Source organism: Mycobacterium sp. NGS33, from assembly GCF_059812885.1.
This window is the reverse complement of the sequence record NZ_JCALDN010000015.1, coordinates 48,317-61,023: the sequence shown is the minus strand read 5'-3', so window position 1 is coordinate 61,023 and position 12,707 is coordinate 48,317. Positions and strand designations below refer to the sequence as shown.

Annotated in this window: 11 protein-coding genes; 7 read left to right on the top strand and 4 right to left on the bottom strand. The window is 69.4% G+C overall.

From position 1 onward, the window contains the following. Positions 1–73: 73 nt before the first annotated feature. Genes AC5Y5B_RS19875 through AC5Y5B_RS19860 form a run of 4 tightly spaced genes read left to right on the top strand, consistent with a single transcriptional unit; the run spans position 74 to position 3,795 of the window. A complete protein-coding gene (locus AC5Y5B_RS19875) occupies positions 74–1,477 on the top strand; it encodes a bifunctional o-acetylhomoserine/o-acetylserine sulfhydrylase (RefSeq protein ID WP_430919281.1) in 1,404 nt (467 codons plus the stop codon). Between the two features lie 10 nt (positions 1,478–1,487). Continuing rightward, complete coding sequence (gene metX / locus AC5Y5B_RS19870) at positions 1,488–2,630, top strand: homoserine O-acetyltransferase MetX (RefSeq protein WP_112633664.1); 1,143 nt, start codon at positions 1,488–1,490, stop codon at positions 2,628–2,630. Continuing rightward, positions 2,627–3,358, top strand: a complete 732-nt coding sequence (locus tag AC5Y5B_RS19865) for a class I SAM-dependent methyltransferase (protein WP_112633665.1) — start codon at positions 2,627–2,629, stop codon at positions 3,356–3,358. Before metX ends, AC5Y5B_RS19865 begins: the two co-directional genes overlap by 4 nt. A 2-nt stretch (positions 3,359–3,360) precedes the next feature. Continuing rightward, a complete protein-coding gene (locus AC5Y5B_RS19860) occupies positions 3,361–3,795 on the top strand; it encodes a VOC family protein (protein WP_112633678.1) in 435 nt (144 codons plus the stop codon). A gap of 20 nt (positions 3,796–3,815) precedes the next feature. Here AC5Y5B_RS19860 and AC5Y5B_RS19855 read toward each other — a convergent pair whose 3' ends face one another. Both AC5Y5B_RS19855 and AC5Y5B_RS19850 read right to left on the bottom strand, forming a co-directional pair. Next, a complete protein-coding gene (locus AC5Y5B_RS19855; protein ID WP_500006172.1) occupies positions 3,816–5,174 on the bottom strand; it encodes an HNH endonuclease signature motif containing protein in 1,359 nt (452 codons plus the stop codon). Positions 5,175–5,252: 78 nt separating this feature from the next. Further along, positions 5,253–6,701, bottom strand: a complete 1,449-nt coding sequence (locus AC5Y5B_RS19850; RefSeq protein ID WP_500006171.1) for an FAD-dependent oxidoreductase — start codon at positions 6,699–6,701, stop codon at positions 5,253–5,255. Positions 6,702–6,959: 258 nt separating this feature from the next. Here AC5Y5B_RS19850 and AC5Y5B_RS19845 point away from each other — a divergent pair, with 258 nt between their 5' ends. Further along, on the top strand, positions 6,960–7,514 hold the full coding sequence (locus tag AC5Y5B_RS19845; RefSeq protein ID WP_112633667.1) for a DUF732 domain-containing protein: 555 nt from the start codon (positions 6,960–6,962) through the stop codon (positions 7,512–7,514). A gap of 9 nt (positions 7,515–7,523) precedes the next feature. Here AC5Y5B_RS19845 and AC5Y5B_RS19840 read toward each other — a convergent pair whose 3' ends face one another. Beyond that, on the bottom strand, positions 7,524–7,805 hold the full coding sequence (locus tag AC5Y5B_RS19840) for a DUF3017 domain-containing protein (RefSeq protein WP_112633668.1): 282 nt from the start codon (positions 7,803–7,805) through the stop codon (positions 7,524–7,526). Further along, entirely contained in the window at positions 7,802–8,647 is an 846-nt protein-coding gene (locus tag AC5Y5B_RS19835; RefSeq protein ID WP_112633669.1) for a bifunctional methylenetetrahydrofolate dehydrogenase/methenyltetrahydrofolate cyclohydrolase, read from the bottom strand. The genes AC5Y5B_RS19840 and AC5Y5B_RS19835 overlap by 4 nt, the downstream gene beginning before the upstream one ends. Before the next feature lie 139 nt (positions 8,648–8,786). On the opposite strand from AC5Y5B_RS19835, the gene AC5Y5B_RS19830 reads away from it, so the two are divergent. Together AC5Y5B_RS19830 and AC5Y5B_RS19825 are read left to right on the top strand one after the other, a co-directional pair. Continuing rightward, complete coding sequence (locus AC5Y5B_RS19830) at positions 8,787–10,004, top strand: NADH:flavin oxidoreductase (RefSeq protein WP_112633670.1); 1,218 nt, start codon at positions 8,787–8,789, stop codon at positions 10,002–10,004. Between the two features lie 30 nt (positions 10,005–10,034). Next, positions 10,035–12,677, top strand: coding sequence for an ATP-binding cassette domain-containing protein (locus AC5Y5B_RS19825; RefSeq protein WP_500006170.1), 2,643 nt, complete (start codon positions 10,035–10,037; stop codon positions 12,675–12,677). Positions 12,678–12,707 lie beyond the last annotated feature (30 nt).

Here is a 12,707-nt window from a genome sequence, read left to right as displayed (position 1 = left end):
ATCACGCCCGCTCGTGCGTCGCTGCTAGCCCGCGGCGCCGGTTGACGCCCCATCCTCGCGTCCCGGTTGCCCGATGCAGATTCCCCTACCAGCAGAAAGCCACCCCGTGACCTCCGAGAACGCCGATCACGACACCGATCCGACCGCGCACTGGTCGTTCGAGACCAAGCAGGTGCACGCCGGCCAGCGCCCGGACCCGGCCACCAACGCCCGCGCCCTGCCGATCTACCAGACCACGTCGTACACCTTCGACGACACCACGCACGCCGCCGCCCTGTTCGGGCTGGAAGTGCCGGGCAACATCTACACCCGGATCGGCAACCCGACCACCGACGTCGTCGAACAGCGCGTCGCCGCGCTCGAGGGTGGGGTGGCGGCGCTGTTCCTGAGCTCCGGTCAGGCCGCTGAGACTTTCGCCATATTGAACCTGGCGAGTGCCGGAGATCACATCGTGTCGAGTCCGCGCCTCTACGGCGGGACGTACAACCTGTTCCACTACTCGCTGGCCAAGCTCGGCATCGAGGTCACCTTCGTGGAGGACCCCGACGACCTGGATTCGTGGCAGGCCGCGGTCCGGCCGAACACCAAGGCGTTCTTCGCCGAGACGATTTCCAACCCGCAGATCGACATCCTCGACATCCCGGGTGTCGCCGCGGTGGCGCACGGCAACGGCGTGCCGCTGATCGTCGACAACACGATCGCCACGCCCTACCTGATTCAGCCGTTCTCCCACGGCGCCGACATCGTCGTGCACTCGGCCACCAAGTACCTCGGCGGCCACGGCTCGGCGATCGCCGGCGTCATCGTCGACGGCGGCACCTTCGACTGGACGCAGGGCCGCTTCCCGGGATTCACCACCCCCGACCCGAGCTACCACGGCGTCGTGTTCGCCGAGCTCGGTCCGCCGGCGTACGCGCTCAAGGCGCGCGTGCAGCTGCTGCGCGACCTGGGGTCGGCCGCGTCACCGTTCAACGCGTTCCTGGTCGCCCAGGGCATCGAAACGCTGAGCCTGCGCATGGACCGCCACGTCGCCAACGCGCAGCGCGTCGCCGAGTACCTGGCCGGCCACGAGGGCGTGCTGTCGGTGAACTACGCGGGCCTGCCCGACTCGCCCTGGCATGAGCGGGCGAAGAAGTTGGCGCCCAAGGGAACCGGTGCGGTGCTCGCCTTCGAGCTGGCCGGCGGCGTCGAGGCCGGCAAGGCGTTCGTGAACGCGCTGAAGCTGCACAGCCACGTGGCCAACATCGGCGACGTGCGCTCGCTGGTGATCCACCCGGCGTCCACCACGCACGCGCAGTTGAGCCCGCAGGAGCAGCTGAGCACCGGGGTCAGCCCCGGCCTGGTGCGCCTGGCCGTCGGCATCGAGGGCATCGACGACATCCTGGCCGATCTGGAGCTCGGCTTCGCCGCGGCAGCCAAATTCGGTGCGACCGCCGGGGCGTCGGGCGCCGATCCGCAAGCCGTGGCGGCGTTCTAGGGATCCGGCCATGACCATCTCCGACGTGCCGACCCAAACGCTGCCCGACGAGGGCGAGATCGGATTCGTCCACATCGGCGCGCTGACCACCGAGGGCGGCGCGGTCATCGACGACGTGCACATCGCCATCCAGCGCTGGGGCGAGTTGTCGCCGACGCGGGACAACGTGGTGGTGGTGCTGCACGCGCTGACCGGCGACTCGCACATCACCGGGCCCGCCGGCCCCGGACATCCCACCGCCGGCTGGTGGGACGGGATGGTGGGGCCGGGCGCGCCGATCGACACCGACCGCTGGTGCGCGCTGGCCACCAACGTGCTGGGCGGTTGCCGCGGGTCCACCGGCCCCAGTTCCCGGAAACGGGACGGAAAGCCTTGGGGCTCACGTTTTCCCCGCATTTCGATCCGCGACCAGGTTGAGGCCGATATCGCCGCCCTGACCGCGCTCGGAATCGAACGGGTCGCCGCCGTGGTCGGTGGATCCATGGGTGGCGCAAGGGCTTTGGAGTGGATCGTCGGTCACCCGAGCCGGGTCAGGGCCGGGCTGCTGCTGGCGGTGGGTGCGCGTGCCACCGCCGATCAGATCGGCACCCAGTCCACCCAGATCGCCGCGATCAAGGCCGACCCGAACTGGCAGGGCGGCGATTACCACGACACCGGGCTCGCCCCCGACGCCGGGCTGGCCATCGCCCGCCGCTTCGCGCACTTGACCTATCGCGGTGAGGTCGAGCTCGACACCAGGTTCGCCAACCACGGGCAGAACGACGAGGATCCGACCAACGGCGGCCGCTATGCGGTGCAGAGCTACCTGGAATATCAGGGCGACAAGCTGCTGGAGCGTTTCGACGCCGGCAGCTACGTGGTGCTGACGGAGGCGCTGAACAGTCACGACGTCGGCCGCAACCGCGGCGGCGTGCGTAAAGCGTTGGGCGGCTGCCCGGTTCCGGTGGTGGTCGGCGGCATCACCTCCGACCGGCTGTACCCGCTGCGCCTGCAGCAGGAGCTGGCCGAGCAGCTGCCCGGCTGCACCGACCTGCGGGTCGTGGACTCGCTGTGCGGGCACGACGGCTTCCTGGTGGAAACCGATGCCGTCGGCGAATTGATCCGTCAGACACTGGTGTTGGCGGGCGATGGGGAAGGCACGTCGCAACGGTGACGCGCTCGCGGCACGACCGCTCCCTCTCGTTCGGCTCGGCGGCCGCGGCCTATGAGCGTGGCCGCCCCTCCTATCCCCCGGAAGCGATCGACTGGCTGTTGCCGGTCGGGGCGCGTCAGGTGCTCGACCTCGGTGCCGGCACCGGGAAGCTCACCACCCGGCTGGTGGAGCGCGGCCTGGATGTGGTGGCGGTCGACCCGATCCCGGACATGCTCGAGGTGTTGCGCACCTCGCTGCCGGAGACCCGGGCCCTGCTGGGCACGGCGGAAGAGATTCCGTTGGAGGACAACAGCGTTGACGTGGTGCTGGTGGCGCAGGCCTGGCACTGGGTGGACCCCGAGCGCGCGGTGCCCGAGGTGGCCCGGGTGCTGCGGCCCGGCGGGCGACTGGGTCTGGTGTGGAACACCCGTGACGAACGCCTCGGCTGGGTGCGCGAACTGGGCCAGATCATCGGCAGCGATGGTGACGGCCGCACCCAGGTGACGCTGCCCGAGCCGTTCACCGACCTGGCACATCATCAGGTGGAGTGGACGAGTTACCTTACGCCGCAAGCGTTGATCGACCTGGTGGCGTCCCGCAGCTACTGCATCACCTCACCGACCGAGGTCCGCACCAGGACCCTCGATCAGGTGCGCGAATTGCTGACCACCCATCCGGCGCTGGCGAATTCGACCGGCCTTGCGCTGCCCTACGTCACCGTGTGCACCCGGGCGACGCTGGCCGGGTGAGCATGGAGCAACGACTGAGTCTGATCACCTTGGGAGTTGCCGATCTGGATCGCGCGCATCACTTCTATGAACGCCTTGGCTGGCGCGGTCAAGTAGTGCAGGAAACGGTCTTCTTCCAGGCCGGCGGTCTCGCGGTGAGCCTGTGGGCCCGCGAAAAGCTCGCGGCCGACCTCGGCATCGCCGACCAGGGCGATGACGGCTTCGGCGGTGTCGCCTTGGCGCACAATGTGCGCTCGCGCGCCGAGGTGGACGAGATCCTCGCCACCGCAGACGATGCCGGAGCGACGATCGCACGCGTGGCTCGCGAGACCTTCTATGGCGGGTATGCGGGCGCATTCCGCGATCTCGACGGTCACGTGTGGGAGGTCGCCTACAACCCCGGGTTCCCGTTAGCCGACGACGGCGCGATCACGGTGCCCGACTTCTCAGACGCCTAGCTTCCATTGGCGCGCCCCGGTTACCACCCGTCGTCATCCTCATGTCGCAGCAGTTTCTCGGGGTGGTGGAAGGTGTTGGTGCGCGGTTGGCCCCGGTCGAGTTCGGGCGGTGGTTTCCATTCGGTGTCGCCGCGGGCGGTTTTGCGGGTCATCCAGCCGCCGGGTTTGAGCAGGCGGTGATGGGGGCCGCAGGCGAAGGTGAGGTCGTTGCCGTCGGTGGTGTGGCAGGCGGCGTAGTCGGTGACGTGGTGGACTTCGCAGTAGTAGCCGGGCACGGTGCAGCCCGGGTGTGAGCAGCCGCGGTCCTTGGCGTACAAGACTATTCGCTGCCCGGGTGAGGCCAGGCGTTTGGTGTGATAGAGCGCCAGCGCCTTGCCCTTGTCGAAGATCGCCAGGTAGTGGTGGGCGTGGCGGGCCAGGCGGATGACGTCGCTCATCGGCAAGATGGTGCCCCCGCCGGTCAGGCCGCGCCCGGCGGCCGCCTCCAGCTCGGCCAGCGTGGTGGTGACCACAATCGAGGCCGGTAACCCGTTGTGCTGACCCAGCTTTCCGGAGGCCAGCAGCGCCCGCAGTGCGGCGTTGAGTCCGTCGTGATTACGCTGGGCCGCCGAGCGCGGGTCGCGTTCGATGGCTTCCTGGGAAGGTGCGCCGTCGATGCACGGGACGTCGTCGAGGGGGTTGCACATGCCGGGGGCGGCGAGTTTGGCCAACACGGCTTCCAGGGTGGCGCGAGCTTCGGGGGTGAGCCAGCCGCGCAGCGCCGACATGCCGTCGGCCTGCTGGTTGCCCAGCGTCAGCCCGCGCGCCCGCGCCCGGTCCTCGTCGGTGAAAGTCCCGTCGGGGTTGAGGCAGTCGGCCAGGGTGGTGGCCAGCGCGGCCAGTTGTTCGGGGCGAAACCGGCTGCCCTCCTGGGCCAATCGCGCTTCGGCGTGCTCGCGGGTGGGCATGTCGATCCAGCCGGGCAGGGCGTGGCAGAACTTGCGGATCACGCTCACCTGGCCGGGCCCCAGCGCACCGGCGCGTTGGGCGGCGGCGGTGGCCGGCAGCGCGGGTGGGATCGGTTCGCCGGTCAGGCCGTGGCGTGGGCCCAGATCGCGTGCCTCCTTGAGGCGCCGGGAGGCTTCGGTGCGGCTGATCAGGGTGGCCTCGGCGATCGCATGCACCACCGTGCCGCCGAGCTCGACAGACGGCGCCTGGCGGGCAAGGGAATTGATCACCGGATGCTCGACGGCGGGGATGCGCCGGCGCTGCTTTTCGCACCGCTGCAGTACCGCCAGCTGTTGGCGCGGATTCAGCGCCTCGACGTTGAGCGCGCAGACTCGATCCCAGGCGGCATCGAGCGCGTCGAACGCCGCGTCGATATCCTGCTGATCAGTCACACCGCCAAACTAGCCACACCCACCGACAAAAAACGCGCCGGTGTTACTCCTGAAACTGAAGTGGCGCAAGTTTTTTCGCTAGAAATCCAGACCCGAGAACATCAGCCGGGTGGGGTCGTACTTCTGCCGGACGGTCGTCAGGAGCGACAGATTCGGACCGTAGTAGCGCGCGGGCGCGGTATTGGCCTCCAGGTAGTTGACGTAGCCGCCGACCGAGAACTGTTGTACCGCTTGGTGCGCCGCACCCAGCCAGGTGCTGGCGGCGGAGAGCTGGTTGGCGGCGGGCTCGACGTACCACTGCACCACCGCGGACTGATTGCGCCACGGGAACGCGGTGTCGCCCGGGGCGACGTCGGCGACCGCGCCGCCCAGCGGATCGATCAGCACCGAAGCCTGCCCCGCGCCCGACGCCGGCCAGTGCCCCGCCGCGGTCGCAATGGCATGGGCCGCAGCAGAAGTCATCGGCCCGATAACGTCCGGACCGGCCACGAAACCGCGCGCCGGGCTGGTCGCGCTGCCACCGGCCAGATAGGTCACCAGGTCCATGTGGCTCAGCGTCTTGTTCGTCACGGCGCTGGGCGCCAGTCCCACCGCCGATTTGAGGGCGTCGGCCACACCGGAGCCACTCCCGGCCGGGGACGTCGCCAGCACATGGCAATTCGCCTGCGCCGAACCCACCGACAGATCGACCATCCCCCAGGTGTTCCGGTCGGCGCCCGCGAGCCACGACTGCCAGCCGGTGAGCACCTGCACCGCCGACGACGGCGGGAAGTCCAGCCGGACCAGGTCGCTGTCCGCGGTGGCGAAGGTCGCGAAGGTCATCGACGTCGTCACCCCGAAGTTGCCGCCGCCGCCACCGCGCAAGGCCCAGAACAGATCCGGGTTGTCGTTGGCCGACGCGGTCACCACGTCGCCGCTGGGCAACACCACCGTCGCCGACTGCAGCGCATCGCAGGTGAGTCCGGCACGCCGGGCGTCGGCGCCCACCCCGCCGCCCAGCGCGAGCCCGGCCATGCCGACGGTGGGGCAGGTGCCGACGGGAACGGCGCGGCCGGCGCCGGCCAGGGCCTGGTGTACCGCATACAGATTGGTCGCCGGGGTCACCGTGACGTTGTTGCCGTCGAAGTTCGCCCCGCCGGGCAGGCCGCGCAGATCGAGCACCATGGTGCCGTTGGCGCTCGACGCACCGACGTACGAATGACCGCCGCCGCGCGGCGCGATCTTGAGATTGTTAGTCTTCGCGAACGCGACGGCCTTTTGCACGTCGGCCTGCGACGAAACACGCACTACTGCAGCGGGATTGGAGCCGTTGTAGAACGAGTTGAAAACCTGCTTGCCGGTGGAGAATTGGGCGCCACTGGCCGGCAACAGCACACTGCCGCCGATCGAGGAGGCCAGGCCGCTCCAGCCAGTGGGGTCCGCGGCCGCCGGGGCGGTGCCGAACACCGCTCCCGTCGCCAACATTCCGACGGCGCCGCGAAGAAACGTCTGACGCGAGATCTCGTGGTGGGGTGGGCGGGTCGTCATGGGGCGGATTCTGGTTCATCGGCCGCCCGGAAGTCCGGTGCCACCGCCCGTGTTACGTCACAGTGTGGCGTCGATATGCCCAGCGGCCTTGCGCAATCCGGCCGCGTAATAACCGATGCCGCGCCGGCCGCGACCACACGAAACGCTTATTGTGCGAACCTTTACCCCACCGTGTCGCAAACGTGACAGTGATAGCTCAGAGTTCGTAAGCGTGATTCGAGTGCCTCAGGCGCACTCCATGGCGGACGGGGAGGCTGCGTGAAGGCACTTGCACGAACTCATCAATGGATTTGGGTTTTTCGTCATCAGCCCTTCACCATCCGCCTGCTGGCTGCGGCCGCCGGCCTGCTGACCGTGGCCTCGGCGTTCGCGGCGCCGGCCGGGGCAGAAGGAAACGGCGACGACTTCATCGACGCGCTCAACCACGCCGGCATCGACTTCGGTGAGCCAGGAAACGCGATGTCCGTCGGCGAGTCGATCTGCCCGATGCTGTCACAGCCGGGCGGCAATTTCGCGGCCGCCGCATCCAGCGTCGCCGGCCGCGGCATGTCACCCACGATGGCACGCGTGTTCACCACGATCGCGATCCAGACCTACTGCCCCCAGGAGATGGCAAACATCGCCAACGGCAACCTGTCCGGCGCCATGCCGCAGGTTCCGGGCATGCCGGGCCAGATCCCCGGGATGACCGGACAGATCCCCGGAATGCCGGGACAGGTTCCCGGGATGGCGGGACAGATTCCCGGGATGGCCGGACAGGTCCCGGGAATGGCGGCGATGCCCGGGCAGGTTCCGGCGCTGCCCAGGTACTAGGCCCAGGTACTAGCGGGTGCCCAGCGGGTCGATGGTCCAGGCGATATAGAACATCGCCGCCCCCACCGCCGCGGTGGTGATGAAGTCGGTTCCCTTGCCGCGCACCACCAGAAGGCCGGCCCGGTCCTCGGACAACAGCAAGCGCAGCAGCGCGGCCACGCCGACACCGATGCCGATCAGCAACGAACCGCGGCGCCAGAAGTTGGCCCCCACCAGGGCCAGCGCCGTCGCGAAGATCAAGCCCACCAACAGAATTGGCCACTGGGCCCGCAACACGGTCCGCGCGGTCATCCCCGCTCGGCCAGTTCGACGACGTTGGTCAGCAGGAACGCACGGGTCAGCGGGCCCACCCCGCCGGGATTCGGTGAGACGTGGCCGGCCACCTCCCACACGTCTGGGTGCACGTCGCCGGCGAGCTTGCCGTCCACCCGGCTGACACCGACGTCGAGCACCGCCGCGCCGGGACGCACCATGTCGGCGGTCACCATGTGCGGCACCCCGACGGCGGCGACGATGACGTCGGCCTGCCTGGTCAGAGCCGGCAGGTCGCGAGTTCCGGTGTGGCACAACGTCACCGTGGCGTTCTCGGAGCGACGGGTCAGCAGCAGGCCGAGCGGCCGGCCGACGGTGACACCGCGGCCGATGACGACCACGTGCGCCCCGGCGATCTCAACGTCGTAGCGGCGCAACAGATGCACGATGCCGCGCGGGGTGCACGGCAGCGGCGCGGGGTTGTTGAGCACCAGCCGGCCCAGGTTAGTGGGGTGCAGGCCGTCGGCGTCCTTGTTCGGGTCGACCCGCTCCAGCGCCGCGTTCTCGTCCAGGTGCTTGGGCAGCGGCAGCTGCACGATGTAACCGGTGCACTCGGGGTTGGCGTTGAGTTCGTCGATGGTCTCGTTGAGCGCCTCGGTGCTGATGTCGGCGGGCAGGTCGCGGCGGATCGAGGTGATGCCGACCTTCGCGCAGTCGGCGTGCTTGCCCCGCACGTACGCCTGAGACCCGGGGTCGTCGCCCACCAGGATGGTGCCCAGCCCGGGGGTGCGGCCCGACGCGGTCAACGCGGCCACCCGCTGTTTGAGGTCGACGAAGATCTCGTCGCGGGTGGCCTTGCCGTCCAGCGTGATTGCTCCCACGCTGACAGTCTGGCAGACATCGACGATGGCGACCCGCCGCGCCCGGCTTCGCCGCGCTCGCGATCGCCGGCAGACATCGACGATGGCGACCCGCCGCGCCCGGCTTCGCCGCGCTCGCGATCGCCATTAGGCTCCGGGTATGTCTACCCCGCCGGACGTGTTGAGCCCCGCGAAACTCGGGCCGATAACGCTGCGTAACCGCACCATCAAGTCCGCCACCTTCGAGGCGCGCACGCCCGAGGCGCTGGTGACCGACGACCTCATCGAATACCACCGGCTGCCCGCCGCCGGTGGGGTCGGCATGACGACGGTCGCCTACTGCGCCGTCTCCCCCGGCGGGCGCACCGAGGGCAACGGCATCTGGATGCGGCCGGAGGCCGTGCCCGGGTTCCGCCGGCTCACCGACGCGATCCACGCCGAGGGCGCGGCGGTCAGCGCGCAGATCGGCCACGCCGGCCCGGTGGCCAACGCCAAGTCCAACAAGGCCAAGGCCCTGGCGCCGGTCCGGTTCTTCAACCCGATCGGGATGCGATTCGCCAAGAAGGCGACGCGGGCGGACATCGACGACGTCATCGCCGGGCACGCCAACGCCGCCCGCCTGGCCATCGAGGCCGGCTTCGATGCCGTCGAAATCCACCTGGGCCACAACTATTTGGCGAGCTCGTTTCTGTCCCCGCTGATCAACCGCCGCGACGACGAGTTCGGCGGATCGCTGGAAAACCGGGCCAAGGTCGCCCGCGGCATGGTGATGGCCGTTCGGCGGGCGGTGGAAAAGGAGGGCACGCCCATCGCGGTGACGGCCAAGCTGAACATGGCCGACGGGGTCCGCGGCGGCATCAGCACCGAGGAGTCGCTGACCACCGCCAAGTGGCTCGAGGAGGACGGCGGGCTGGACGCCATCGAACTCACCGCCGGCAGCTCGCTGGTCAACCCGATGTACCTGTTCCGCGGCGACGCGCCCCTCAAGGAGTTCGCCGGGGCGTTCAAGCCGCCGCTGAGCTGGGGCATGCGCATGACGGGCAAGAAATTCCTGCGCGAGTACCCCTACCGCGAGGCCTATCTGTTGCGCGACGCCAAGCTGTTCCGCAACGAGCTGAAGATGCCGCTGATCCTGCTCGGCGGCATCACCAACCGCGAGACGATGGACCTGGCGATGGCGGAGGGATTCGAGTTCGTCGCCATGGCCCGCGCGCTGCTGGCCGAGCCGGATCTGATCAACCGGATCGCCGCTGATGGCGCCGGACACCACGTGCATTCGGCCTGCACGCACTGCAATCAGTGCATGCCCACGATCTACACCCGGACGCATTGCGTGGTCACCGGCGCGCCCGATGTGGTCGCGGGCGCTCCCCGGTAATCCACAGGGGCGCAAGCTACAGTTGTGGCGATGTCAGCACCAGCCCCGCCAGCGCTAACCGTCCATCACGAAGGATCGGAACGCACCTTCGCAGCGGGCCACGATGTAGTAGTCGGGCGCGATCTGCGAGCGGACATGCGTATCACCCACCCGCTGATTTCGCGCGCCCACCTGCTGCTGCGTTTCGACCAGGGCAAGTGGCTGGCCATCGACAACGGTTCGCTCAACGGAACTTTCGTCAATGGCCGGCGCGTGCCGGTGGTCGAGATCCACGACGGGCAGGCCCTCAACATCGGCAACCCGGACGGACCGCTGCTGACCTTCGACGTCGGCCGCCACCAGGGCATGGCCGGACGTCCGCCCCGCACCGAATCGATGAACATCCCGGTGGCGGCACCGCCGCAGGCCGCGGCGTGGTCGGCGCAGCCGGCCCCGCCCGTCGGGGTCCCACCCCCGCCCCCGCCCGGCCGGGCGCCCAACTGGGCGGCGCCGCCGCGGCGCCCGCAGCCCGCGCCCGCGCAGCGCCAGCACCCGCCGGGACACACCATGTACGGCGGTGGCGGGCGCCCGCCCGCGTTCCCACCCAGCGCACCGCCCCCGCCGCACGCCGCACCGCCGATCGCGCAGATGCCCGCCGTCGGGTCCCCGCACACCCAGATGGCACCTGCCTCCGCCAAGCCGCCCGAGGTGGCGAACCTGGCCACCAAGATGTTCCAGGCGCTGATGCCGTCGCGCTCCGGCGCGATCCAGAAGCCGGCCGGCTCGCAGACCATCGGCCGCGCCACCGACAACGACATCGTCATCCAGGACGTGCTGGCTTCGCGCCACCACGCCTTCTTGATCCAGACGCCGCTGGGCACCGAGATCCGCGACGCGCACAGCGTGAACGGGACGTTCGTCAACGGCGTCCGGGTCGGCTCGGCGGTGCTGACCGAGGGCGACGTCGTCACCATCGGCAACGTCGACCTGGTGTTCACCGGCGACAACCTGGTCCGGCGCACCGAGGCGGCCACCCGCTCCGGCGGCCTGGAGGTCAACTCCGTCTGCTACACCGTCGACCACGGCAAGCAGCTGCTCGACCACATCTCCCTGACCGCGCGGCCCGGGACGCTGACCGCCATCATCGGCGGTTCGGGCGCGGGCAAGACCACGTTGTCGCGGCTGATCGTCGGCTACACCAGCCCGACGTCGGGCAACGTCACCTTCGAGGGCCACGACATCCACACCGAGTACGCCTCGATGCGCAGCCGGATCGGGATGGTCCCGCAGGACGACGTCGTGCACCGCCAGCTCACGGTCAACCAGGCCCTCAACTACGCTGCCGAGCTGCGCCTGCCGCCCGACACCAGCAAAGAGGAGCGGGCCCGCGTCGTCGCGCAGGTGCTCGAGGAACTCGACATGACCCAGCACGCCGACACCCGGGTCGACAAGCTCTCCGGCGGCCAGCGCAAGCGCGCCTCGGTCGCCCTCGAGCTGCTCACCCAGCCGTCGCTGCTGCTGCTGGACGAGCCCACGTCGGGGCTGGACCCGGCGCTGGACCGCCAGGTCATGCTGATGCTGCGCCAGCTGGCCGACGCCGGCCGCGTGGTGCTGGTGGTGACCCACTCGGTGTCCTACCTAGACGTGTGCGATCAGATCCTGCTGGTCGCGCCCGGCGGCAAGACCGCGTTCTGCGGGCCGCCGGATCAGGTCGAGGCCGCTATGGGAACCCGCAACTGGGCCGACATCTTCGCCAAGGTGGGCGCCGACCCGGACGAGGCCAACCGCCGCTTCAAGGAGCGCAACCAGCAGTCGTCGCGGCCACCGACGCCGGAGAGCCCGGCGGATCTGGGCGAACCACCCCAGACCGACCTGTTCCGGCAGCTGTCCACGATCGCCCGGCGCCAGGTCCGACTCGTGGTGTCCGACCGCGGTTACACCATCTTCCTGGCGATCCTGCCGTTCCTCATCGGCGCGTTGTCGCTGACGGTGAAGGGCCCCCACCCCGGCCTCGGACCGGCCGACCCGCTGGGTCCCGCGCCCACCCAGCCGCAGTACATCATGGTGTTGCTGAACATCGGTGCCGTCTTCATGGGCACCGCGCTGACCATCCGCGACCTGATCGGCGAGCGGGCCATCTTCCGGCGCGAACAGGCGGTCGGCCTGTCCACCACCGCCTACCTGCTGGCCAAGATCGCGGTGTTCTGCGTCTTCGCCACCGGCCAGGCGGCGATCGCCACCATCATCGTGCGGCTGGGCAAGGGGGCGCCGACGGCGCATCCCCAGTTCTTCGGCAACTCGACGTTCTCGCTGTTCGTCACCGTCGCGGGCACCTGCGTGGCCTCGGCCATGCTGGGCCTGCTGCTCTCGGCGGTGGCGCAGTCCAACGAACAGATCATGCCGCTGCTGGTGGTCTCGATCATGTCGCAGCTGGTGTTCTCCAGCGGCATGATCCCGGTGTATCAGCGCATCGGCCTCGAGCAGATGGCGTGGCTGACGCCCGCCCGGTGGGGCTACGCCGCGGGCGCCTCCTCGATCGACTTCCCGTCGCTGGTCAAGGTCAAGCAGATCCCCACCAACGACCCAATCTGGCAGCACTCGAAGCACATCTTTGTGTTCGACATGCTCATGCTCGCGGCCCTGTCGATCGGCTACACCGGCTTCGTCCGCTGGCACATCCGGCTGAAGCGCTGAGGCCGGGCCGCGCGCACACGACCCCCAACC